The organism is Mycobacterium sp. 2-64, assembly GCF_035918375.1.
Lineage (GTDB): Bacteria > Actinomycetota > Actinomycetes > Mycobacteriales > Mycobacteriaceae > Mycobacterium > Mycobacterium intracellulare.
Genome location: NZ_CP142361.1, coordinates 4,729,450 through 4,751,401 on the forward strand (window position 1 = coordinate 4,729,450; position 21,952 = coordinate 4,751,401).

Below are 21,952 nucleotides of genomic sequence, written 5' to 3' on the forward strand. Positions count from 1 at the left end.
GAGCAGTTCTACGAAAGGTCGACAAAATGTCTGTGCCGAAGTGGCTCACGCTGTCTCACCAGCAGGTCTTCCCACACAAAGCGTTCGTGGTGTCCGACGTGACGCCGGTGATCGATTACGAGCGGTCAACGAAAGACAACAAGGTTCAGGCGACTGATCGAGAATCAGGCCTGCCGTTGTGGCAGGTGGAAGTCCTCGACGGCGATCCGGCCGCGAGCAAGCGGGCACGCACCCTGACCGTCAAGTTCGCAACGCCAAAGCAGCCTGTGTGCCCACCGAACACTGCCGGAATGCCTTTCACACCAGTGATTTTCGAGGGGCTGTGCGTGTTGCCGTACGTAGACCGTTCGAGCGAATCCGGCCGCATTGCGTGGTCGTTTCGGGCCTCGGGCATGACCGCGGACACCGGCAAGGCGGGGTCCTCAGCGGCAGACCGGGCGTCAGCATGAGTCAGTACGACCCCGTAGTACCTAGCGATCCGTATTCGATTCCAGATCCCGACGCCGGGACGGACCTCTTTGACCTCACGCACGTGCTGACGGTCGGCGCCACGTGGCTCACCGCGGTGACCGGGGTGGTCACCCTTTCGCTCGTCGTTTGGAGACTGCGTTCGCCCGCCACATTTAGGCGCTATGTCGCAACCCCTGCGCGGCGGGCCCGATGGCTGCTATGGGCGTTGATTTCCTGGCCACGAGTTGCCAAGGCCTGCGGGCTGTCGACTTCCGAGCGCGTGGCAGGTACGGACTCGCAGGGCAAGACCACGACGAAGACGGTTTGGACCCACCCTCGCCTTCTCGGAGTGAGCATCTCCGATCACTGTCTGCACATGACCGTCCGCACACGAACGGGCCAGACAGTCGATGACCTCGAAACCGCGGTCCCCGCAATCCGCGACGCTGTCGGGGCACATTCCGCCCGTTCCACGGTGGTTGCACCCGGGACGGTTCGCATGGAATTGGTTATGCGACAACAGCTGTCGGCCATCGAAACTGCTAGACGGCCAACCTGCACCGAGGCAACTGCCGTTAAGATTGGCCGACGCGAGAACGGCTCGGCTTGGATTCTCCGCGTCGCTGGCCTCCACACCCTCACTGTTGGGTGCTCAGGGGCGGGCAAAGGCTCCATTTTCTGGGGCATCGCAGGCGGACTGGGCCCAGCCGTCAAGTCAGGAACCGTCCGGCTGTTCGCCGTCGACCTCAAGTACGGGATCGAAGTGTCAGTCGGCTCCGCCCTATTCAGCAAGATTGCGACAACCGAGGTCGAGGCCGCGAGCTTGCTAAACAAGTTGGAGGAGCTGCTGGATAGCCGTGGCCGCAGGATGGCTGGCCGAGCACGTTCGCACACACCGAGCGCCGCCGAACCGCTAGTCGTGCTGCTTATAGATGAATTGGCGGGCTTGACCGCGTACATGACGGACGCCGCCCTGAGGAAGCAAGTTGCGGGCTCGCTCTCACGCATTCTGACGAAGGGCAGGGCCGTAGGCATCGTGGTCGCCGCCTTCATGCAGGACCCTCGCAAGGAGATTCTGCCCATGCGCGGGTTGTTCACCCAGACCGTTGCATTGCGGCTGCGTTCACGCGACGAAGTCGCGATGGTTCTGGGTGATGGCCTCGCTGATGCCGCACCCGCGCACCGCATCAACCCGAGTGAACCTGGGACCGGATACGTCATCGCCGAAGACGGATCAACGATGCGAGTACGTGCCGACTACTGGCCAGATTCGTTAATCCGTTCTGTTGCACAAGAATACGGTCTCACTTGCCAAAGACCCACTGGCCCCACAGAGAACTGAGGACAGCGGCATGGCAATTCTTGGCATCAACGCCACCACCGCAATAGCGACCTTTCCAGAGCTGCTGACAGCGGAACAGGTGGCGGAGCTGCTTGGCGTGTCCACTGCCACCGTGAGCCGATGGGGCGCGCTACGCGTACACGGCGCAGATGTGGGGCCGCCGTGCTACACGCTATCCGATCGCGTAAGACGTTGGGACGCAGCGGAAGTCCGCGCGTGGCTCAAGCAGGTGCGCCGCTAAGTGGCCGGATCAGTACCGCGCGGCATCCGAAAGCGGACGAATTCAGCCGGCCAGGCGCGCTACCAAGTGCGCTACCTGGTGCGCGATCCAAACTCCCCGTCAGGATGGGTCGAGACGTCATCGACGTTTGCCACCATGCGGGAAGCGCGCGCGTTCAAGGCCGATCGCGACGGCGAGGCGGCGATCGGCGCCCGACGATTCGACCCCAGACTTGGCCGCGCCAGCCTCTCCGCTATCTGGACGCAATACAGCGCATCGAAGCAGCCGGCCGTTTCCCCCAAGACGTGGAGCGGCTACGCGCAGCATTGGGAGCTACGTATCAGCCCGCGCTTCGGCCATGTCCCGGTTGACGAGATCAGCCGGAAGGACGTGCAGCAGTTCATCGGCGGCCTCACCGTGGGCCCGTGGGCCAAACTCGCCACGCTCCGGCTGCTGCGCTCGATTCTCGACATGGCTCGCGAGGACGGCCGAATTCACATCAACCCGGCCCAGGGTGTGTCATCCGGTCGGATTCCGGCGCGGGAACGTCACCGCTACCTCTCCGCCACGGAAGTCGCCGCCCTGGCACACGCCTGCGGCGACCAAGGCGACATCGTCACAATCCTGGCCTTTACCGGTCTGCGCTGGTCCGAACTCGTCGGCCTGCGCGTCGGCGACATCGACCTCAAAGCACGCCGCCTCTACGTCCGCCAAGCCGCCCCGGACGTAGAGGGCCGAATCATCGTCGGGCCGCCGAAAACTCGCGCAGCCGTCCGAACCGTCCCACTCCCCCGAATCGTCATCGACGCGCTGAAGCCACGAATCGAAAACCGCTCGACTAAAGAGCAAGCGATCACATCACCAAATGGCGGCTTCCTGAGATCAAACAACTGGCGCAGACACACCCACTGGAACAAAGCCCTCAAGAAAACCGGCCTGGCGCCGCTGACGATCCACGACCTCCGCCACACGTACGCCAGCCTCGCCCGCAAATCCGGGGCCGACCTCCGCTACGTCCAGAAGACCATGGGGCACTCGACCCCGACCGTCACCGCCAACATCTACAGCGACCTCTACTCAGACGAACTCGACCACGTCGCTACGAATCTCGACCGGCTCAATGACGTCGCCAAAGACCAGGCGAACGGACAGGAACCGGACACACCGAAACATCCATAGAGTGCTGTCACCGCGTCCGTGCAGCTCAAGATTGGTGGCCAGGGGCGGGATCGAACCGCCGACCTTCCGCTTTTCAGGCGGACGCTCGTACCGACTGAGCTACCTGGCCGGAAGGCAGCGAGTGCCTCGCCGCGCTTGGCGACCCTGACGGGACTCGAACCCGCGACCTCCGCCGTGACAGGGCGGCGCGCTAACCAACTGCGCCACAGGGCCTTGCTGCTGCTCCGCGTCACCGCGTCGCGTACCCCCAACGGGATTCGAACCCGTGCTACCGCCGTGAAAGGGCGGCGTCCTAGGCCACTAGACGATGGGGGCCAGAACCGAATCACTCCGGGGTACTCGCAACGTGGTTTCGTTGGGAGCCACGTCAGCTTAGGTCACGGTGTGCCCAATCCTCAAACGAGCCGGGTTTTCGGTCCAAGTATCCTGAATCTTCGCGGCCCCTATAGCTCAGTTGGTAGAGCTACGGACTTTTAATCCGCAGGTCCTAGGTTCGAGTCCTAGTGGGGGCACCACATCGCGCATCGCGTGGGCCGTGCGCGACCGATGACCGCTCATCGCCCGAGCACAGCGCTGCAGTACGTCACGTCGGCGAAGGCCGCGGCGACGTCGTCGTCGGCGTAGACGAAACCGTTCGCCGCGTGCAGATCCGCGACCGTCGTCGACGACGTCTGCCAGCCGCGCTGGTTCAGGTGATCGACGATGTGGCTGCGCTGGCCGTGGTACACGAGGTCGTTGAAGTCGATCTCGAAGCCGAGTTCGCTCATCCGGTCGTGGTGAGCACGCCACCGCGGGTCGGCGAAAACCGCGGTGTCGGGCACGAATTCGAAAGCGAGACGACTGCCGGGGGCGCTCAGCGAGGTGACGTTGTCGAACAGCGCATCCTGAGCGTCGTCCGGCAGATAGACCACCAGGCCTTCGGCGCTCCACGCGGAGGGGGCCTGGGGATCGAATCCCGCGGCCCGCAGGGCCGAGGCCCAGTCGTCGCGCAGATCGATCGCGACGGTGCGCCGCTGCGCGGTCGGCTCGGCGCCCAGATCGCCCAGGGTCAGGGTCTTGAACTCGATGACCTCCGGCATGTCGACCTCATAGACGACGGTGCCGGCCGGCCAGGGCAGCCGGTAGGCGCGGGAATCCAGGCCCGACGCGAGGATCACCACCTGGCCGATGCCGCCGCGGGTGGCATCCAGAAAGAATTGGTCATAGAACCGGGTTCGGCAGGCCATTCCCTGCGCCATTCGCCGGGGATCGAACTCCGTGTTCCCGCCGGCCTCGATTTCGCCGTTCACCAGGCGGACGTAGACGTCGATGCCGACCGCCCGCACCAGCGGCGCGGCATAGGGGTCGTCGATCAACTTCGCCTCGGAGGACAGCGCCCGCTGGGCGACCACCATGGTCGCCGTCGCCCCCACGCTTGTCGCCAGGTCCCAACGATCACGATCGGTGCGCGCCATGATGCCCCTTCAGTCGGCTCGGAAAAAGATAGATAATCTAGTTAACATCACGGACTCGGTGTGGCGGCCGACGGGGCTACTCTCCGACCTATCTGCTGCCGTCCCACTCCGGAGGACCCGTGACCGATTTCGCTCAACGAACGATCGAACTGGCTCGCCGCAACGTGGCCGAAGGCGGTCGGCCGTTCGCCACGGTGATCGTCCGGGGCGGCGAGGTGCTCGCCGAGAGCGCCAACCGGGTGGCCCAGACGAACGACCCCACCGCCCACGCCGAGATCCTCGCCATCCGCGAGGCCTGCGTGAAGCTGGGCACCGAGCACCTCGTCGATACCACTATCTACGTGCTGGCCCACCCGTGCCCGATGTGCCTGGGCTCGCTGTATTACTGCTCGCCCCGGCAGGTCGTGTTCCTGACCACGCGCGAAAGCTACGAGCAGTACTACGCCGATGACCGCAAGTACTTCGAGTTGTCCACGTTCTATGACGAATTCGCCAAGGACTGGGACCGGCGGCGCCTGCCGATGCGCTACGAGCCGCACGAGGGGGCGATAGAGGTCTACCGGCTGTGGAACGAGCACAACGGCGGCCGACGCCAGACGACGGTCGTCCCGCCGTCCTGAGCCGCCCCCTTGGCAAGTCCCGCCGACCTTCGCTAGTATTTGCGTATGCATGCAGGTAATAGCAAAGGGCGTCTTCCCGACGACCAGGCCGGCCTGGTGGTCGAGGTCTTCCGGATGCTGGCCGATGCCACCCGCGTGCAGGTGCTCTGGTCGTTGACCGACCAAGAGATGTCGGTCAACGAACTCGCCGAGCACGTGGGCAAGCCGGCGCCGTCGGTTTCCCAGCACCTCGCGAAGTTGCGGATGGCACGTCTGGTCCGCACCCGCCGGGAGGGCACGACGATCTTCTACAGCCTGGAGAACGACCACGTCCGCCAGCTCGTCATCGACGCCGTTTTCAACGCCGAGCACGCCGGACCCGGGGTCCCCGGCCACCACCGCGGCGACGACGGGCTAAAGGCGGTAGCCGAATCGTCGAACCGACACCGCAGCAGCGGCCGCTGAGTCGGCCGGAAGCACAAGGCATTTCACGCAAGGAGGCATCACCGATGAGCGAAGAGCACACCCACGACGCACCGCACGACCACGAGCATCGGCACGGCGACGTGACGCACGCACATGCACACACGTCCCACGAGCACGACCACGTGGAGCACGAACACTCCCACGCGCACGACGACGGGACCGAACACACCCATCGGCACGTGCACCAGGCCGGGCTGGAGGACGTTCACAGCCACGCCCACGCCTAGCGCGGACGACGACCGTACGGCTAGACCGAATTGCCGCACTCCTCCTCACCCCGCTTCGCGGGCTGCATCGTCGTACGGCTCAAGACACCATCGGACAGTAGTGCTTGGGGTCCCCGCGTTCGTCGATCGGCGGCAGATTGCGCGCCGGCGTTTGCACCAGCGGGGTATCGAGCGGAATTCGCCCACTGGCGCGGTCCAACCCGGCACGCGCCCGCGGGTGCTTGCGGAATCTGCTTGGCACCAGGGCGAATACGAAACGAACCAGGTCGCCAAAACGCCGGTGCAACCACTCGTCGCGGCGCGACCACCGGTAGCCCATCAGCTCCCGCACCGGGGGGTCGTAGAGGCCGACGGTCAGCCAGACGAAGAACGGGGCCATCAGTTTGCGCTGCAAGGCCCACAAGGGTTCCGGAATCCATTGCGCGAAAGGCGGTTTGGGCAACTCGCTGAGATCGAGCACGGCCCGTGCCGCCTCGTTGCTCTCCAGCACGTTGCGGCACATGTGGTCCCAGTAGGCCTGGAACTCCTCCCACGACTTCGGCACGGGACGCATGCTCATGCCGTACATGCGGTACCACTCGACATGTTCGTCGAACAGTTGACGCTTTTGCGCCTCGGTGATCCCACCGCAAAACCGTTCGGCCACGTGAATGGTGCCCATAAAGAAGGTGGAATGCGCCCAGTAGAAGACGTCGGGGTTCAGGGCGTGGTAGCGGCGGCCCTGGTCGTCGACGCCCTTGATGTCGGTGTGGTAGTCGCGGACTTCGGCGCCGGTCACCGGGGCGCGCTCACCGTCGAAGACGACCCCGCCGATGGGGTACAGCGAACGCAGCAGACGCGGCCACCGCTCGCGGAAGAAGGTGGAGTGGTCGAGCACCGCCGCGCCCAGTTGGGGGTGCATGTTCTGCATCGATCCGGCCCATGGGCCCTGCAGCATGCCCCGCCAGTCCCCGAAATAACGCCAGGTCAGGGAATCGGGTCCCAGCGGTGTTGGCGGCGCGTCGTAGCCCAGTGGCGATACGGGACAGCCGCCCGCGACACCGTTGGAGCCGTCGGCCGGCCCGCCAGACTGATCAGGGGCGCCGGTCGCGTCGCTGGTCAGGGGGTGCGATGCGGACGTATCTTGAGTCACTATTGGATTCCTGTAGGTATCTGAATTTTTGACTACAGCCGTTGTCATTTTCAGCTTAGGAGCGATGTGCAGACGGGTCAACGACGGGGCCGCTGGACCGGCGTCCCCTTGGAGAGTCGCCTCGCGCTTCGCCGTGACAATCTGATCAGCGCCGGGGTGCAGCTGCTCGGCGGTTCCGGGGGGCCGGCGCTGACCGTGCGCGCGGTGTGCCGCAAGGCCGCGCTGACCGAACGCTACTTCTACGAAAGCTTCGCCGACCGTGACGAATTCGTGCGCGCGGTCTATGACGACGTCTGCACGCGGGCAATGAACACCCTGACGTCGGCGACGACCCCGCGAGAGGCCGTCGAGCGGTTCGTCGAGCTGATGGTGGACGACCCGGTCCGCGGGCGCGTGCTGTTGCTGGCGCCGGCGGTGGAGCCGGTGCTGGTGCGGTCGGGCGCGGAGTGGATGCCCAATTTCATCGACCTGCTGCAGCGCAAGCTGTCCCGGATCGGCGATGCCGTGCTGCAGAAAATGATCGCCACCAGCCTGGTCGGTGGCCTGTCGAGCCTGTTCACCGCCTACCTGCACGGGCAACTCGGGGCGACCCGCAGACAGTTCATCGACTACTGCATCAACATGCTCTACATCACCGCGGCGCCGTACGTCCCCGCCGGAGAGCTCGGCAAGTCGCAGTAGCGGGTTTTCATTCGGGCCGGATCGGCAAGCCGTAAAACTGGGGGTTGATCGCGATGTCAAACCGTTATCGACCACGCCCGACGAGGAACTTGCTGCTACCGAAGTACACAGATATATTGACTGCTACCCATCGACACAGATAACTGGAGGCACTATGTCAGCCGAGCTGACAAACCTACAGCTGCTGCACGAACTCCAGCCGGTCGTCGAGAAGTACCTGAACCGGCACGAGAGCATGCACAAGAACTGGAACCCGCACGACTACATCCCGTGGTCGGACGGAAAGAACTTCTATGCGCTCGGTGGGCAGGACTGGGAGCCGGGACAATCCAAGCTCTCGGACGTCGCCCAGGTGGCGATGGTGCAGAACCTAATGACCGAGGACAACCTGCCGTCCTATCACCGCGAGATCGCGATGAACTTCAGCATGGACGGCCCCTGGGGCCAATGGGTCAACCGGTGGACCGCGGAGGAGAACCGGCACGGGATCGCGCTGCGCGACTACTTGGTGGTCACGCGCGCGGTCGACCCGTACGAATTGGAGAAGCTGCGCATCGAGGTGGTCAACCGCGGCTTCAGCCCCGGCCAGAACCACCAGGTTCGCGAAGACCTGTTCGCCGAGAGCCTGTTCGATTCGGTCACCTACGTGACCTTCCAGGAGTTGGCGACGCGGATCTCGCACCGCAACACCGGTAAGGCGTGCAACGACACGATCGCCGATCAGTTGTTGGCCAAGATCTCAGCCGACGAGAACCTGCACATGATCTTCTACCGCGACGTCACCGAGGCCGGGTTCGAGATCGCGCCCAATCAGGCGATGAAGTCGCTGCACAAGGTGTTGCGCAACTTCCAGATGCCCGGCTACCAGGTGCCCGAGTTCCGGCGCAAGGCCGTGATGATCGCCGTGGGCGGCGTGTACGACCCGCGCATCCACCTCGACGAGGTCGTCATGCCGGTGTTGAGGAAATGGCGCATCTTCGAGCGTGAGGACTTCTCGGGTGAGGCCGCCGCCTTGCGCGACGACCTGGGGGTGCTGATCAAGGAGCTGGAGCAGACCTGCGACAAGTTCGAGGTCTCCAAGCAGCGCCAGCTCGACCGGGAAGCCCGCACCGGCAAGAGGACCACAGCCGTCGAGCTGCATCGGACGGCGGGCACGCTGACCATGAGCCGGCGGTAACCAAGCGGTGCGCATCGGTTCCATCGCGCTCGCGAGCCCGGTGGTTCTGGCACCGATGGCTGGCGTCACCAACGTCGCCTTCCGGACGCTGTGCCGTGAGTTGGAGCGATCCAAGGTCGGCACCGTCAGCGGCCTCTACGTCTGCGAGATGGTGACGGCCCGCGCGCTCGTCGAGCGTCACCCGGTCACCATGCACATGACCACGTTCGCCCCCGACGAGTCGCCCCGGTCGCTGCAGCTCTACACCGTCGACCCCGCGACCACCTACGCGGCCGCCAAGATGATCGCCGACGAAGGCCTGGCCGATCACATCGACATGAATTTCGGCTGCCCGGTGCCCAAGGTGACCAAGCGCGGCGGCGGGTCGGCGCTGCCCTACAAGCGGCGGCTGTTCGGCCAGATCGTCGCCGCGGCCGTGCGCGCCACCGAGGGCACCCAGATACCGGTGACCGTCAAGTTCCGCATCGGCATAGACGACGAGCACCACACGCACCTCGACGCCGGACGTATCGCCGAAGCCGAGGGCGCCGCCGCGGTCGCGCTGCACGCCCGCACGGCGGCGCAACGCTACTCCGGCACCGCCGATTGGGACGAGATCGCCCGGCTGAAGCAGCATGTGCGCACGATCCCGGTGCTCGGCAACGGCGACATCTACGACGCCAGCGACGCCCTGACGATGATGGCCGCCACCGGATGCGACGGCGTGGTCATCGGCCGCGGCTGCCTGGGCCGCCCGTGGCTCTTCGCCGAGCTGTCGGCGGCTTTCACCGGCAGCCCTCCGCCCACACCACCGACGCTGGGCGAGGTCGCCGACATCGTCCGCCGGCACGGCCAGCTGCTGGCCGCGCACTTCGGCGAGGACAAGGGCATGCGCGACATCCGCAAGCACATCGCGTGGTACCTGCACGGCTTTCCCGCCGGCTCCGAGCTGCGCCGAGCGCTGGCAATGGTCAAGACGCTCGACGAGCTGGACCGCCTTCTCGACCGATTGGACGCCAACGTGCCCTTCCCGGACGAGGCGAGCGGGCCCCGGGGCCGGCAGGGTTCACCCGCCCGGGTCGTGCTCCCGGAAGGCTGGCTGGACGACCCCGACGACTGCACGGTGCCGGCCGGCGCCGACGTCATGCACTCCGGCGGCTGAGTCCACCGGCTCGAAATCGCTTCCGGACCGATAACTCAGTACGATGTGGGCTTTGTTGCATGCGCTTGGACGGCGGATGATTTTGTGCCGCCGCACGGGCGCGACGAAAACGGATGGCACGAGCCGTCGCGCCGACACGAGCGGCGCCGCGCTGCCACCACGCACGGACACGCTGACGTCTGCATCAGAGCTTCGGAGGCCGGTAGGACATGAGTGACGGCGAGCGCGACGCCACTCGTAACGGTCGGCATGCACCGGGCGAGGTTCACGCCCAACCGATCCCGACGGGCCCGTCGCCCAGCCTGGGCGCCGCTCCCTGGGAGCGATTCTTCGAACCGCCGCCCGACGACAACATCCATCGCTGGCAGCCCGAAACGGCCGTCGAGCCCGCCGCGCCGCAGGACGTCGACGACACCGAGCACACCGGAAGCCACGCCGGGGGCGGGGTCAGCGTCGCCGATCTGATCGCCAAAATCGGTGCCCCCGACCGGCCTATCCACCGACGCGCCGCCCCGGAGGTCGAGCCTCCCGAGCCCGAATTTTCCGAGCCCGAATTCCCCGAACCCGAACTCTTCGAGCCCCGCCCCCAAGCCTTCCGGCCCGAGCCCGAACCGCCGCTCGAGCTGCAGAAAACACAGGTCATCGACGACCTCGCCTACTCGTTCGACGCGGTCTCCGAGCTTCGCGAGCTCATGGACGCCGACTACCCGAACGAGGACGAGCCCGACGAGCCGCCATCCGGCGCCGTCGACACCGCCGCCGAGGAGCCCAAACGCCGGCGCCCGATGCTGCTGGCCGGCCGCTCGGTGGCGGCGCTGGCCGCCGTGCTGGCGCTGGTGATGACCGGCGGGGCCTGGCAGTGGAGCACGTCGAAGAACGCCCGGCTCAACACGATCAACGCGCTCGACCCGCACTCGGACGACATCCGCGACGCGAACGGGCAATACGGCGACGAAGACTTCTTGATCGTCGGCCTCGACTCGCGCGCCGGGGACAACGCCAACATGGGCGCCGGCGACACCGACGACGCCGACGGCGCCCGCTCGGACACCGTCATGCTGGTGAACATCCCGGCCAATCGCAAACGCGTGGTGGCGGTGTCGTTCCCGCGCGACCTGGCGATCACCCCGATGCAGTGCGAGGCCTGGGACCCCACCACCGGCAAGTACGGCCCGCTCTACGACGCGAAGACGCAGACGTGGGGACCGAAGATGGTCTACACCGAGACCAAACTGAACTCCGCGTTCGCCTTCGGCGGCCCGAAGTGTCTGGTGAAGGAAATCCAGAAGCTGTCCGGGTTGAGCATCAACCGCTTCATCGCCGTCGACTTCTCCGGCTTCGCGAAAATGGTGGATGCCCTCGGCGGCGTCGAGGTGTGCTCGAGCACCCCGCTGCACGACTACGAGCTGGGCACCGTCCTTGAACACGGCGGGCGCCAGGTTCTCGACGGTTCCACCGCGCTGAATTACGTACGCGCCCGCCAGGTCACCACGGAGATCAACGGGGACTACGGCCGCATCAAGCGCCAGCAGCTGTTCTTGTCGTCGCTGCTGAGGTCGTTGATCTCGGCGGACACGCTGCTTGACCTCAACAAGCTCAACAACGTCGTCAACATGTTCATCAGCGACACCGTCGTCGACAACGTGAAGTCCAAGGACCTGGTGCAGCTAGGTCAGTCGTTGCAGGGGATGGCGGCCGGCCACGTCACGTTCGTGACGGTGCCCACCGGCGTCACCGACCAGAACGGCGACGAGCCGCCGCGCATGTCCGACATGCGGGCGCTGTTCGACGCCATCATCAACGACGATCCGCTGCCGGAGGAAAACGACCAGAACGCAAAGAATTTGAGCGCCTCGTCCGGCTCGGGCACGACGGGCGCGTCGAAGGCCCCGACCACCAGGAAACCGTCCCCGACGCCGGAGGCCCAACACGAGCAGGTCACCACGACCTCGCCGAGCGGTGTGACCGTGCGGGTTTCCAACGCCACCACGCAGACCGGGCTGGCGGCGACCGCGACCACCCAGCTCAAGCGGGACGGCTTCAACGTGATGGCCCCCGACGATTATCCGAGTTCGGTGACCGCGACGACGGTGCTGTTCTCGCCCGGCAACGAAGAGGCCGCGGCCACCGTGGCGTCGTCGTTCGCCAACGCCAAGGTCCAGCGGGTGTCCGGCTACGGGCAGGTCGTGCAGGTGGTTCTGGGCCCGGACTTCAAGTCGGTCACCGCCCCCTCGCCGAGCGGCTCGCCGATGAGTTTGCAGATCGAACGCGGCTCGAGCAACGCGCCGGCCAAGCTCCCCGAGGACCTGACCGTCACCAACGCGGCCGACACCACCTGCGAATAAGCCGTATTGACGGCGCTCCGCGGCCTGTCTGGGACGCGGGGAACGTATCCTTGACGACATGCGAACCGCCTACCACGAGCAACTCTCGGAGTTATCCGAGCGGCTCGGCGAGATGTGCGGCTTGGCAGGAATCGCCATGGAGCGGGCCACCCAAGCCCTGCTGCAGGCCGACTTGGTGCTGGCCGAACAAGTGATCTCCGACCACGAAGCGATCGCCGCGATGAGCGCGCGCGCCGAGGAAAGCGCCTTTGTGCTGCTGGCATTGCAGGCGCCGGTGGCCGGTGATCTGCGGTCGATCGTGAGCGCCATTCAGATGGTGGCGGACATCGACCGCATGGGTGCGCTGGCATTGCACGTCGCCAAAATCGCCCGACGGCGGCATCCCCAGCACGCCCTGCCCGAAGAGGTCAACGGCTACTTCGCCGAAATGGGCAGCATCGCAGTCGAATTGGGCAACAGCGCCCAAGAGGTGGTGTTGTCGCGCGACCCGGAGAAGGCGGCCCGGATCCGCGAAGAAGACGACGGGATGGACGATCTGCACCGGCACCTGTTCTCGGTGCTGATGGACCGGGAATGGAAGCACGGCGTGGCGGCGGCCGTCGACGTGACGTTGTTGGGCCGCTTCTACGAGCGTTTCGCCGACCACGCCGTCGAGGTGGCCAGGCGCGTCATTTTCCAGGCGACCGGCAGACTGCCCGAGGAAGAGGCGAAACCGCCGTCCAGCTAGCCGAAGCGGCCCGAGATGTAGTCCTCGGTCGCCTTTTGATTCGGGTTGGAAAAGATCTTCTCGGTGTCGTCGACCTCGATCAGCCGCCCCGGTTTCCCGACGGCTTCCAGGTTGAAAAACGCGGTGTAGTCGCTGACCCGGGCCGCCTGCTGCATGTTGTGGGTGACGATGACGATCGTGTAGTCCTGCTTCAGCTCGCTGATCAGCTCCTCGATGGCCATCGTCGAGATCGGGTCCAGCGCCGAGCACGGCTCGTCCATGAGCAGCACGTCGGGCTGCACGGCGATGGCCCTGGCGATGCACAGCCGCTGCTGCTGCCCGCCGGACAGACCACCACCGGGCCGGTCCAACCGATCCTTGACCTCGTCCCACAGGTTCGCGCCGCGCAGTGAGTATTCGGCCGTCTCATCGAGCACCTTGCGATTGCGCACCCCTTGCAGCTTCAGGCCGGCCACCACGTTGTCGCGAATTGACATGGCGGGGAACGGGTTCGGACGCTGGAACACCATCCCGATGGCCCGGCGCACACCGACCGGGTCGACACCGGCGCCGTAGATGTCCTCGTCGTCGAGCAGCACGCTGCCCTCGACGCGCCCGCCGGGCACCACCTCATGCATGCGGTTGAGGGTGCGCAGCACCGTCGTCTTGCCGCACCCCGACGGGCCGATGAACGCGGTGACACTGCGCGGCAACACCGTCAGCGTCACCTCCGCGACGGCGTGAAACGACCCGTAGTAGATGTTGACGCCCTTGAGGTCCAACCGTTTGGCCACTACTGCTCCTGCCTATGACTTTCTGGCGCCAAGGAATTTCGCTATCACTCGAGCCACGATATTGATCGCGGCGATCACCAGGATGAGGGTTAACGCGGCACCCCACAACCGATCCGTGGGGATGGGGTTGAGGCCCGCGCCGACCGACGTCTGGTTGTACATCATGCCTGGCAGCGTCCCCATGAAGTCGCTGAAGATGTTGAAGTTCATCGATTGCGCATAGCCGACGAGGATCAACAGCGGCGCCGTCTCCCCCATCACCCGTGCCATCGCCAGCAAGATCCCGGTGACGATGCCGGACAGCCCGGTGGGAATGACCACCCGGACGATGGTCTTCCACTTGGTGATGCCCAGGGCGTAGCTGGCCTCGCGCAGATCCACCGGAACCACCCGCAGCATTTCCTCGGTCGCCCGCACGATCACCGGCAGCATCAGCAACACCAGCGCCAGCGATACCGCGAACTCCGAGCGGGGCATGCCCAGCGTGGCCACACACAACGCGTAGACGAACAACGCCGCCACGATCGAGGGCACCCCGCTCAGGATGTCCACCATGAACGAGGCCAACCGGCCCAGCGCGGTGCCGCCGCCGTATTCGACCAGATAGATCGCGACCATCAGACCGATCGGAATGGAGATGGCGGCGCACACCAATCCCTGCAGCACGGTGCCGACCAGCGCGTGGTAGGCGCCGCCGCCGGTCACGAAGGCCGTCATCCCGGCTTGCGAGTGCGACCACCAGACGGTGGACGTGATCGCCCTGACTCCCTTGACGGTCACCGACCACAGCACCATCACCAGCGGCGCCACGGCCACCAGCAATGCCAGTGAAACCAATACGGTCGCAACACGATTCGCGGTACGGCGGCGCCGGGACAGCGGTGAGAACGTCCGCGACTTGAGCGGGCGGTCCAGCATCGACGTCATCGCGCGGCCTTTCGGCCGGCCCCGGCGACGGCGCCCCGGGCCAGGGCGTCGACGAGGAAGGTGAGCGCGAAGAGTGTCAGGCCCGCGGCGATGTAGGCGCCCGACTTGAACCGGTCGTCGAACTCGGCCGCGGCGCCCGCGATCTTGGTGGCGAAGGTGGAGCCGCCGTCGAACAGCGACCAGCCGAACGCCGACTGGGTGCCCCGCAAGATGATCAGCAGCGCGACCGTTTCGCCCAGCGCGCGACCCAGCCCCAGCATCCCGCCGCTGATGTAGCCGGACCGCCCGAACGGCAGGGTGACGGTCTTGACCACTTCCCATCGGGTGGCGCCCAGCGCCAGCGCGGCTTCGATCTGGTCCTGCGGTGTCTGGACGAAGACCTCGCGGGTGACGGCGGTGACGATCGGCAGGATCATCACCGCCAAGACGATGCCGCCGGTGAAGATGGTGCCGCCGCCGGCGGCCGACGCGTTGCCGTCGGCGAACAGAAAGCACCAGCCCATGGAGCGGTTGAGCCAGGTGGCGATGGGCCGCAGTTGCGGCGCCAACACGTATAGACCCCAGGCGCCGTAGATGATCGAGGGAACCGCGGCCAGCAGATCGACCGCGTAGGCCAGCGGCGTCGCCACCCGGCGAGGCGCGTACTGGGTGATGAAGAGGGCGACGCCCAGCGCGACGGGCATGGCCAAGGTCAACGCGAACAGCGACACGAACACGGTCACCGGCAGCAGGCTGGCGATCCCGAAGTGCATCGCCGACGGGTCGGTGGTGACCCAGTTACCGCCGTAGCTGAAGAAGTTCTCGCGGTTGCGCTGCAACGCCGGTGCCGCGCGCCCGAGCAGGAAGACGGCGATCGCGGCGATCACGACGATGATCAGCACGCCCGAGGTCTGCGCGAGCCGCCGGAATATCCGGTCTCCCACATGTGGTCGGGCCTCGCCCCACGGGCTGGTGGGTGTCGTCGGCGACTCGGGAATGGACGTGGCGAGGACCGCGCCCGCGCCCGAGTCGATTGGGTTTGGCCCCGAAAACTCCGTCACTGCGATCTCACCTGGTCACTGCAGCGCATCGATGGCGGCGACCAGTCGTTCCTTGACCTTATCGGGCAGCGGAATGTAACCAGCCGAGGAAAGTTCGGCCTGCCCGCTGGTGGCGGCGATGGAGAGGAACGATTTGATTGCCCCGGCGGTCTCGGCGTCGTAGCCCTTGGAGCAGACGATCTCGTAGGTCACGAGCACCAGCGGATAGACGCCCGGCTCCTGCGAGCCGTACATGGCGTTGAGGTCGAGCAACAGGTCGTTTCCCTCGCCGAGGAATTTGGCCGCCTTGATGGCGTTTCCGGCCGTGTCGTTGGTGAGCGGGACCACCCCGCCGCGGGTGGCGATTTTGGCGTAGGACATGCGCGCCTGGTCGGCGAAGCCCTTCTGGACGTATCCGATGGCGCCCGGAATGGCCTGGACCGCCTGGATGACCCCGGACGACTTCGCCGCGCCCTCGCCGACGCCGCCCTGGAATTCCGTACCGACCCCTTTGGCCCAGCTCTGCGGGGCGGCGGCGGTCAGATACTTCTGCACGTTGTCGGTGGTTCCCGACGAGTCGGACCGGTAGATCGGCGTGATCCTGGTGTCGGGCAGGGCCACTCCCGGGTTGAGCCCGACCAGGATGGGGTCGTTCCACGTGGTGATCTTGCCGGTGAAAATTTTGGCCACCGCGTCACTGCTGACCACCAGGGCCGGATTCCCCGGCAGGTTGTAGGCGAGCGCGATCGGGCCGAACACCAGGGGCAGGTCCCACGCCGGGTTCCCGCCGCACCGGCTAGCGGCCGGACCGATCTGTTCGGCGACCAACGGAGAGTCGGCCCCCGCAAAGTCCACGTGCCCGGCGATGAACTGCTCGCGACCGGCGCCCGACCCGGTCGGGTTGTAGGCCAGACCCTTGCCCGGGCAGTACTGGCCCCACACCTGGTTGAAGACGGTGATGGCGTTCGCTTGCGCGGTCGAGCCTTCCGCCGTCAGGTTGTTCTTGCCGCCACACCCCGCGGTGCCCGCGGGGGCGGTGACGCTGGGCGCCGCGGCTCCGGGACGGTTCTCGTCGCTGCCGCAGGCGGCCAGCGCCGCGACGCCGAGTGCCGTCGCCAGCGCCACCGCGGCCGCCGCCCTGCCCTGCCTGTCGAGCTTCACCGATCTCGCTTTCATGACACCGTTCAAGACGCATGTGGGCGCCGCTGGTAATCCCCTGCCAGGTTGCCCGTCGCGGCGAAAGTATGCGCCGCCCCGGCGCGCAGCAACGCCTCGGTAGCAAGGACCAGGTTAACGATCCGGCTCGATGCCCCGCGTACCCGCGGTCAGTTGGCCGCGGGTGTGACCGCGTATGCGGTGTCGACGCTGTAGGTGGTGAACCCCAAGCGCTGGTAGGTGCGCACGGCGGCGACGTTGTCCGACTCGACGTAGAGCATCACGGTGGGATCGGCGGTGTCGGCCAGGCGGCGGGCCAACCATTCGATGCCGACGGCGGTCAACGCCTGGCCCAGTCCGCGGCCCTGGGCCGACGGATCGACGCCCACGACGTACACCTCCCCCAAGCCGGGCCGATCGAGGTGCACCTTCGTCCAGTGAAAACCCAGCAGCCTGCCGCCCTGATCGCCGGTGGAGTCATCGAACGCCAGAAACAAGCCGGCCGGGTCGAACCACGGTTCGTCGCGCCGCTCCGCCAGTTCGACCTCGGTCCAGCCGCCCTGCTCGGGGTGGTAGGCAAACGCGGCGTTGTTGACGCGCAGCAGCTCGGCGTCGTCGGCCGTGCCCGAATAGGTGCGGATCTGCACCCCGGGCACCGACGGCGCGGTGTCGGGGAGATCGCGCAGCGAGCGTCGCATCTGCATCAGTTCCCGCACGGGCGCCAGGCCCAGCGCGGACGCGGTCGCGCGGGCGGGCTCGAGCGTGCCGTGCGCCCAAAACCGGTTGCTCGCACCCGTTTTGGCCAACGCCGCGCGAATCAGCGCGGCCCCGATCCCGCGCCGACGCGCCCGTGGGTGCACGACGAGTTCGGCCATGGCCGTCTCGCCCTCGCGGGCCGGGCTGAGATTGAGATAACCGATGATTGCGCCGGCGTCGTCCGAGGTGATCCGCAGGTGCTCGGTGCGGTCGTGTCCGAGTTCGCGCAGTACCTGCTCGCCGACGGGCGCCACCCCATCGAATTCCGTTGCAGCACCGACAAGTTCGCGCACGCCCCGTTGTTCGTCGTCGGTCAGCGTCCGGCGCCAGTCGGGCGGGATCACTGAGTGTGCAAGGGATCGACCAACGGATCTTTGACGTCCTCGGAGTCGGATTCCGCACCGGATTCGCCGCCAGCCGTGCCGTCGGGGTCGGACGAGTCGGCCGCCGGAGCGCGGCCGCGGGCCGGGCGGACCGCCTTGTAACCCACGTTGCGGACCGTGCCGATCAACGCCTCGTGCTCGGAACCGAGTTTGGCCCGCAGCCGACGCACGTGCACATCGACGGTGCGGGTGCCGCCGAAGAAGTCGTACCCCCACACCTCATGCAGCAGCTGCGCCCGCGTGAATACCCGCCCGGCGTGCTGAGCCAGGTACTTGAGCAACTCGAATTCCTTGTAGGTGAGATCGAGCGGGCGGCCACGCAGCCGGGCGGTGTAGGTGCCTTCGTCGATCACCAACTCGCCCAGGCTCACCTTGCCGGCGCTTTCCTGGTCCGCGAGCCCGCCGCGGCGGCCGACCACCAGCCGCAGCCTCGCGTCAATTTCGGCCGGCCCGGTGGTGGGCAGCAGGATCTCGTCGAGACCCCAGTCCGCGCTGATGGCCACCAGCCCGCCTTCGCTCACCACCGCCAACACGGGAACCGACCGGCCGGCGGTGCTCAGCAGGCGGCACAGCCCACGCGCGGACGACAAATCGGTGCGCGCATCCACGATCACGGCGTCCGCCGTCCCGGCCTCGAGCAGCGAAGCTGGTTCCGGCGGCGCCGTCCGCACGGGATGCGGAAGCAGCGACAACGAGGGCAGGACCGGATCGGGATGCAGCTCCGAGGTCAGCAGTAAAAGCTCCAACTAGTCCCTCCAGCTCGGGGGAACGGCATCTCCCAAATTCACAACGCCATCACGCGTTAGTTACCAGGTCATCTAACGATAACGTGTTACCTGGTTTTTTCGCGTGGCGGACGAGCCACTGTGAGCCCCGCCACGGGCGATCCGGCCCCGCCGGGGGTTACGCCACAATATGCGGGTGCGCAAGGTGCTGATTGCCGTGACCGCGACCGCGATCCTGCTGGCCGTGGTCGCCCTCGGCGCGATCGGAGTCGACTACGGCACCAGCATCTATGCCGAATACCGGCTGTCGGCCAGCGTGCGCAAGGCGGCCAACCTGGGCAGCGACCCGTTCGTGGCCATCGTGGCGTTTCCCTTCATTCCGCAGGCCATGCGCGGCAACTACGACCAGGTGGAGATCAAGGCCAACGCCGTCGAACACGCGATGACCGGCAAAGCCACCCTCGAGGCCACGATGTACTCGGTGGATCTCGCGCATGCGTCGTGGCTGATCACGCGCGACGCGAAGCTCGCGGTGCACAAGCTGGAAAGCCGCATCATCATCGACTCGACCCACCTGGGCCGCTACCTGGGCATCAGCGACCTGATGGTCGAGGCCCCGCCCAAGGAAACCAACACCTCCACCGGCGGCGTCACCGCGTCGGGCATCTCCGACAGCCACGGGCTGGTGTTCACCGGCACGCCCAAATCCTCCGGCTTCGATCACCGCGTCAGCGTCTCGGTCGACCTGTCCATCGCCCCCGAAGACCCGGCGACGTTGGTCTTCACCCCCACCGGCGTGCTGACCGGGCCGGACACCGCCGACCAGACCGTCCCGGCCGACAAGCACGACGCGGTGCTGCACGCCTTCGCGGGCAGGCTTCCCGATCAGCGGCTTCCCTTCGGCGTCGCGCCCACCACCGAGGGCGCGCGCGGCTCCGACGTCATCATCGAGGGCATCACCTATGGAGTAACGGTGTCCCTCGATGGGTTTAAACGGTCATGACGCACGCTGACGATGCCGCCGAACGCGGCGATGGCCAGGGGTGGCGCGCATGATGACGATGATCGTGGTGACCATCGCGGCGCTCGCCGTCGCGACCCTGCTCGGCTGGCTGTTGACCCGGCGCTCCGGCAGCATCCGGGAAATCGATCCCGGGCCGGATCGCGACCCCGCCGCCGACGTCGCAGCCCTGGGACTTTCCCGCGGCGGCCCGACCGTCGTGCATTTCAGCGCCCCGTGGTGCGGGCCGTGCGACCGGGTGCGCCGGGTCGTCACCCAGGTCTGCGACGACCTGGGCGACCCGGGATCTCCGATAGCCCACGTCGAGGTCGACCTGGACGCCAATCCCGAGACCGCGCGCCGTTATTCGGTGCTGTCCCTGCCCACCACGTTGATCTTCGACATCGACGGGCGGCAGCGCTACCGGACCTCGGGAGTGCCCAGCGCCGCCGACCTGCGGTCCGCCCTGAAACCGCTGTTGGCTTGACCACGGTGTCATTGGGTAAGCTGACCGACGTGTTAGCCCGCCTCGAGCCCATGCTCACCAAGCGCCGCGCAGTTGCGCTGTGCCGCACCGCGGGCTGTTGTTGTTGCTGTTGCTGCTGAGTAGCCGCGCCTTCGCGTAGCACTCGGAGCGGGCCCGGATCCCGACCGTGGCACCTCTCCCATCGTCGTTTCCGTCAGCAACAGGGGTATTCGAGGAGTAACACCTTGCCGAGCAGCAACACCGCCACGCAGCCCGACCTCGTCGACGTGCGTGGACCACGATTTGCCGCGTGGGTGACCACCGGGGTCTTGATCCTGACGCTGGTCGTGTCGGCGGTCAGCCCGGCCGCCGCGGCGGCGATCCTTGCCATCCAGGCCGTCATCTTCGCCATCGGCGCCGTCGCCGGGCCCCGCCAGCACCCCTACGGCCGGATATTCGCCGCCGTCGTCGCGCCCCGGCTGGACCCGGTGCAGGACCGCGAACCCGCCGCGCCGCTGAAGTTCGCCCAACTCGTCGGCCTGATCTTCGCCGTGCTGGGTACGGCCGGTTTCGCCGCCGGTGCCGTCCTGGTCGGCGTCATCGCCACCGCGGCCGCCCTGGCGGCCGCGTTCCTCAACGCGGCCTTCGGAATCTGCCTGGGCTGCCAGCTCTACCCACTGGTGGCCCGCTTGCGAGGCGGCGCGCGCCCCACCTGACCTGCTGTAACCAAAAGTGATCGAAAGGACCCACTCCATGGCACGCTCCGACGTCCTGGTCTCGACCGACTGGGCTGAGAGCAATCTCGACGCCTCCGGCGTCGTCTTTGTCGAAGTCGACGAGGACACCAGCGCTTACGACGCCGGTCACATCCCCGGTGCGATCAAGCTGGACTGGCGCTCCGATTTGCAGGACCCGGTCAAGCGCGACTTCGTCGACGCCCAGCAGTTCTCGAAACTGCTCAGCGAGCGCGGCATCTCCAATGACGACACCGTGATCCTCTACGGCGGCAACAACAACTGGTTCGCCGCCTACGCGTACTGGTACTTCAAGCTGTACGGCCACGAGAAGGTCAAGCTGCTCGACGGCGGCCGCAAGAAGTGGGAGCTCGACGGCCGCGCACTGTCCAGCGATACCGTCAGCAGGCCCGCGACGTCGTACACGGCGGCCGCACCGGACAACAGCATCCGGGCGTTCCGCGACGACGTCATCGCGGCCATCAACGTCAAGAACCTCGTCGACGTGCGTTCCCCCGACGAGTTTTCCGGCAAGATCCTGGCGCCCGCGCATTTGCCGCAGGAACAAAGCCAGCGGCCCGGCCACATCCCGGGCGCCATCAACGTGCCTTGGAGCAAGGCCGCCAACGAGGACGGCACCTTCAAGTCCGACGAGGAGCTGGCCGAGCTGTACGCCGCGGCCGGCCTGGACGGCGACAAAGAAACGATCGCCTACTGCCGCATCGGCGAGCGGTCGTCGCACACCTGGTTCGTTCTCTACGAATTGCTCGGGCACAGGAATGTCAAGAACTACGACGGCAGTTGGACGGAATACGGCTCCCTGGTGGGGGCCCCGATCGAGTTGGGAAGCTGAT

24 protein-coding genes and 4 tRNA genes are annotated in these 21,952 nt (G+C 66.5%); 17 read left to right on the plus strand and 11 right to left on the minus strand.

The window, feature by feature from the left end:
- Positions 1 to 26 precede the first annotated feature (26 nt).
- The 4 genes from QGN31_RS21985 to QGN31_RS22000 are packed head-to-tail and all read left to right on the plus strand — an operon-like array spanning position 27 to position 3,191.
- Positions 27 to 449 (plus strand): hypothetical protein, encoded by a 423-nt coding sequence (locus QGN31_RS21985; protein WP_012396380.1) that lies wholly within the window; start codon positions 27 to 29, stop codon positions 447 to 449.
- Complete coding sequence (locus QGN31_RS21990) at positions 446 to 1,792, plus strand: cell division protein FtsK (RefSeq protein WP_009954443.1); 1,347 nt, start codon at positions 446 to 448, stop codon at positions 1,790 to 1,792. Before QGN31_RS21985 ends, QGN31_RS21990 begins: the two co-directional genes overlap by 4 nt.
- Before the next feature lie 10 nt (positions 1,793 to 1,802).
- Positions 1,803 to 2,033 carry a helix-turn-helix transcriptional regulator gene (locus QGN31_RS21995; RefSeq protein WP_012396381.1) on the plus strand — a complete coding sequence of 77 codons (231 nt, stop codon included), beginning with the start codon at positions 1,803 to 1,805 and terminating at the stop codon, positions 2,031 to 2,033.
- A complete protein-coding gene (locus QGN31_RS22000) occupies positions 2,034 to 3,191 on the plus strand; it encodes a site-specific integrase (protein WP_012396382.1) in 1,158 nt (385 codons plus the stop codon). It abuts the gene before it with no gap.
- Between the two features lie 32 nt (positions 3,192 to 3,223).
- Here the strand turns inward: QGN31_RS22000 and QGN31_RS22005 are convergent.
- The 3 genes from QGN31_RS22005 to QGN31_RS22015 all read right to left on the minus strand — a co-directional run bounded on the left by QGN31_RS22005 (position 3,224) and on the right by QGN31_RS22015 (position 3,506).
- Positions 3,224 to 3,300 (minus strand) — tRNA-Phe (locus QGN31_RS22005).
- A gap of 27 nt (positions 3,301 to 3,327) precedes the next feature.
- Positions 3,328 to 3,404: transfer RNA gene (locus QGN31_RS22010), tRNA-Asp, on the minus strand.
- A 29-nt stretch (positions 3,405 to 3,433) separates the two neighbouring features.
- Positions 3,434 to 3,506, minus strand: a tRNA-Glu gene (locus QGN31_RS22015).
- 124 nt (positions 3,507 to 3,630) lie between these two features.
- Here QGN31_RS22015 and QGN31_RS22020 point away from each other — a divergent pair.
- Positions 3,631 to 3,706 (plus strand) — tRNA-Lys (locus QGN31_RS22020).
- Positions 3,707 to 3,745: 39 nt separating this feature from the next.
- Here QGN31_RS22020 and QGN31_RS22025 read toward each other — a convergent pair.
- Entirely contained in the window at positions 3,746 to 4,645 is a 900-nt protein-coding gene (locus QGN31_RS22025) for a class I SAM-dependent methyltransferase (RefSeq protein WP_014941270.1), read from the minus strand.
- A 119-nt stretch (positions 4,646 to 4,764) separates the two neighbouring features.
- On the opposite strand from QGN31_RS22025, the gene QGN31_RS22030 reads away from it, so the two are divergent.
- Genes QGN31_RS22030 through QGN31_RS22040 form a run of 3 tightly spaced genes read left to right on the plus strand, consistent with a single transcriptional unit; the run spans position 4,765 to position 5,957 of the window.
- Entirely contained in the window at positions 4,765 to 5,265 is a 501-nt protein-coding gene (locus QGN31_RS22030) for a nucleoside deaminase (protein ID WP_014379113.1), read from the plus strand.
- 45 nt (positions 5,266 to 5,310) lie between these two features.
- Positions 5,311 to 5,709, plus strand: coding sequence for an ArsR/SmtB family transcription factor (locus QGN31_RS22035; protein WP_014379112.1), 399 nt, complete (start codon positions 5,311 to 5,313; stop codon positions 5,707 to 5,709).
- A gap of 44 nt (positions 5,710 to 5,753) precedes the next feature.
- Entirely contained in the window at positions 5,754 to 5,957 is a 204-nt protein-coding gene (locus QGN31_RS22040; RefSeq protein WP_014379111.1) for a hypothetical protein, read from the plus strand.
- Positions 5,958 to 6,036: 79 nt separating this feature from the next.
- On the opposite strand, the gene QGN31_RS22045 is transcribed toward QGN31_RS22040, so the two are convergent.
- The gene (locus tag QGN31_RS22045) at positions 6,037 to 7,089 is read right to left on the minus strand and encodes an oxygenase MpaB family protein (protein WP_043954407.1); all 1,053 of its coding nucleotides are present in this window, start codon (positions 7,087 to 7,089) and stop codon (positions 6,037 to 6,039) included.
- A gap of 66 nt (positions 7,090 to 7,155) precedes the next feature.
- Here QGN31_RS22045 and QGN31_RS22050 point away from each other — a divergent pair, with 66 nt between their 5' ends.
- The 5 genes from QGN31_RS22050 (at position 7,156) to phoU (ending at position 13,160) form a co-directional block, all read left to right on the plus strand.
- Positions 7,156 to 7,770, plus strand: coding sequence for a TetR/AcrR family transcriptional regulator (locus QGN31_RS22050; RefSeq protein WP_029384628.1), 615 nt, complete (start codon positions 7,156 to 7,158; stop codon positions 7,768 to 7,770).
- Positions 7,771 to 7,924: 154 nt separating this feature from the next.
- Positions 7,925 to 8,947 (plus strand): acyl-ACP desaturase, encoded by a 1,023-nt coding sequence (locus tag QGN31_RS22055; protein ID WP_009954448.1) that lies wholly within the window; start codon positions 7,925 to 7,927, stop codon positions 8,945 to 8,947.
- 55 nt (positions 8,948 to 9,002) lie between these two features.
- The gene (dusB, locus tag QGN31_RS22060) at positions 9,003 to 10,088 is read left to right on the plus strand and encodes a tRNA dihydrouridine synthase DusB (RefSeq protein ID WP_231119628.1); all 1,086 of its coding nucleotides are present in this window, start codon (positions 9,003 to 9,005) and stop codon (positions 10,086 to 10,088) included.
- Positions 10,089 to 10,297: 209 nt separating this feature from the next.
- A complete protein-coding gene (locus QGN31_RS22065; RefSeq protein ID WP_014941269.1) occupies positions 10,298 to 12,433 on the plus strand; it encodes an LCP family protein in 2,136 nt (711 codons plus the stop codon).
- Between the two features lie 58 nt (positions 12,434 to 12,491).
- Entirely contained in the window at positions 12,492 to 13,160 is a 669-nt protein-coding gene (gene phoU, locus QGN31_RS22070) for a phosphate signaling complex protein PhoU (protein ID WP_014941268.1), read from the plus strand.
- On the opposite strand, the gene pstB is transcribed toward phoU, so the two are convergent.
- From pstB to QGN31_RS22100, 6 genes are all read right to left on the minus strand, one after another.
- The gene (gene pstB, locus QGN31_RS22075; protein ID WP_008263919.1) at positions 13,157 to 13,933 is read right to left on the minus strand and encodes a phosphate ABC transporter ATP-binding protein PstB; all 777 of its coding nucleotides are present in this window, start codon (positions 13,931 to 13,933) and stop codon (positions 13,157 to 13,159) included. The genes phoU and pstB overlap by 4 nt on opposite strands.
- 12 nt (positions 13,934 to 13,945) lie before the next feature.
- Positions 13,946 to 14,860, minus strand: a complete 915-nt coding sequence (pstA, locus tag QGN31_RS22080) for a phosphate ABC transporter permease PstA (protein WP_014941267.1) — start codon at positions 14,858 to 14,860, stop codon at positions 13,946 to 13,948.
- Positions 14,857 to 15,900: a phosphate ABC transporter permease subunit PstC gene (gene pstC / locus QGN31_RS22085; protein WP_036429840.1), complete on the minus strand. Its 1,044-nt coding sequence runs from the start codon at positions 15,898 to 15,900 to the stop codon at positions 14,857 to 14,859. The genes pstA and pstC overlap by 4 nt, the downstream gene beginning before the upstream one ends.
- A gap of 15 nt (positions 15,901 to 15,915) precedes the next feature.
- Positions 15,916 to 17,040, minus strand: coding sequence for a phosphate ABC transporter substrate-binding protein PstS (gene pstS, locus QGN31_RS22090; protein WP_014383806.1), 1,125 nt, complete (start codon positions 17,038 to 17,040; stop codon positions 15,916 to 15,918).
- A 164-nt stretch (positions 17,041 to 17,204) separates the two neighbouring features.
- The gene (gene mshD, locus QGN31_RS22095; RefSeq protein ID WP_014941266.1) at positions 17,205 to 18,134 is read right to left on the minus strand and encodes a mycothiol synthase; all 930 of its coding nucleotides are present in this window, start codon (positions 18,132 to 18,134) and stop codon (positions 17,205 to 17,207) included.
- On the minus strand, positions 18,131 to 18,919 hold the full coding sequence (locus QGN31_RS22100) for a winged helix-turn-helix transcriptional regulator (RefSeq protein WP_014941265.1): 789 nt from the start codon (positions 18,917 to 18,919) through the stop codon (positions 18,131 to 18,133). The genes mshD and QGN31_RS22100 overlap by 4 nt, the downstream gene beginning before the upstream one ends.
- A 169-nt stretch (positions 18,920 to 19,088) precedes the next feature.
- On the opposite strand from QGN31_RS22100, the gene lmeA reads away from it, so the two are divergent.
- The 4 genes from lmeA (at position 19,089) to QGN31_RS22120 (ending at position 21,951) form a co-directional block, all read left to right on the plus strand.
- Complete coding sequence (gene lmeA / locus QGN31_RS22105) at positions 19,089 to 19,901, plus strand: mannan chain length control protein LmeA (RefSeq protein ID WP_014941264.1); 813 nt, start codon at positions 19,089 to 19,091, stop codon at positions 19,899 to 19,901.
- A gap of 49 nt (positions 19,902 to 19,950) precedes the next feature.
- On the plus strand, positions 19,951 to 20,385 hold the full coding sequence (locus QGN31_RS22110) for a thioredoxin family protein (protein WP_038538404.1): 435 nt from the start codon (positions 19,951 to 19,953) through the stop codon (positions 20,383 to 20,385).
- 224 nt (positions 20,386 to 20,609) lie between these two features.
- The gene (locus QGN31_RS22115; protein WP_009955018.1) at positions 20,610 to 21,080 is read left to right on the plus strand and encodes a DUF4395 domain-containing protein; all 471 of its coding nucleotides are present in this window, start codon (positions 20,610 to 20,612) and stop codon (positions 21,078 to 21,080) included.
- Between the two features lie 37 nt (positions 21,081 to 21,117).
- On the plus strand, positions 21,118 to 21,951 hold the full coding sequence (locus tag QGN31_RS22120; RefSeq protein ID WP_008263910.1) for a sulfurtransferase: 834 nt from the start codon (positions 21,118 to 21,120) through the stop codon (positions 21,949 to 21,951).
- Position 21,952 lies beyond the last annotated feature (1 nt).

Bases quoted from the DNA above. Each gene is read 5' to 3' on its own strand.
- QGN31_RS21985 (WP_012396380.1), top strand. From the start codon at position 27: ATGTCTGTGCCGAAGTGGCTCACGCTGTCTCACCAGCAGGTCTTCCCA.
- QGN31_RS21990 (WP_009954443.1), top strand. From the start codon at position 446: ATGAGTCAGTACGACCCCGTAGTACCTAGCGATCCGTATTCGATTCCA.
- QGN31_RS21995 (WP_012396381.1), top strand. From the start codon at position 1,803: ATGGCAATTCTTGGCATCAACGCCACCACCGCAATAGCGACCTTTCCA.
- QGN31_RS22025 (WP_014941270.1), bottom strand. From the start codon at position 4,645: ATGGCGCGCACCGATCGTGATCGTTGGGACCTGGCGACAAGCGTGGGG.
- QGN31_RS22035 (WP_014379112.1), top strand. From the start codon at position 5,311: ATGCATGCAGGTAATAGCAAAGGGCGTCTTCCCGACGACCAGGCCGGC.
- QGN31_RS22040 (WP_014379111.1), top strand. From the start codon at position 5,754: ATGAGCGAAGAGCACACCCACGACGCACCGCACGACCACGAGCATCGG.
- QGN31_RS22055 (WP_009954448.1), top strand. From the start codon at position 7,925: ATGTCAGCCGAGCTGACAAACCTACAGCTGCTGCACGAACTCCAGCCG.
- dusB (WP_231119628.1), top strand. From the start codon at position 9,003: ATGGCTGGCGTCACCAACGTCGCCTTCCGGACGCTGTGCCGTGAGTTG.
- QGN31_RS22065 (WP_014941269.1), top strand. From the start codon at position 10,298: ATGAGTGACGGCGAGCGCGACGCCACTCGTAACGGTCGGCATGCACCG.
- phoU (WP_014941268.1), top strand. From the start codon at position 12,492: ATGCGAACCGCCTACCACGAGCAACTCTCGGAGTTATCCGAGCGGCTC.
- pstA (WP_014941267.1), bottom strand. From the start codon at position 14,860: ATGACGTCGATGCTGGACCGCCCGCTCAAGTCGCGGACGTTCTCACCG.
- lmeA (WP_014941264.1), top strand. From the start codon at position 19,089: ATGCGGGTGCGCAAGGTGCTGATTGCCGTGACCGCGACCGCGATCCTG.
- QGN31_RS22110 (WP_038538404.1), top strand. From the start codon at position 19,951: ATGATGACGATGATCGTGGTGACCATCGCGGCGCTCGCCGTCGCGACC.
- QGN31_RS22120 (WP_008263910.1), top strand. From the start codon at position 21,118: ATGGCACGCTCCGACGTCCTGGTCTCGACCGACTGGGCTGAGAGCAAT.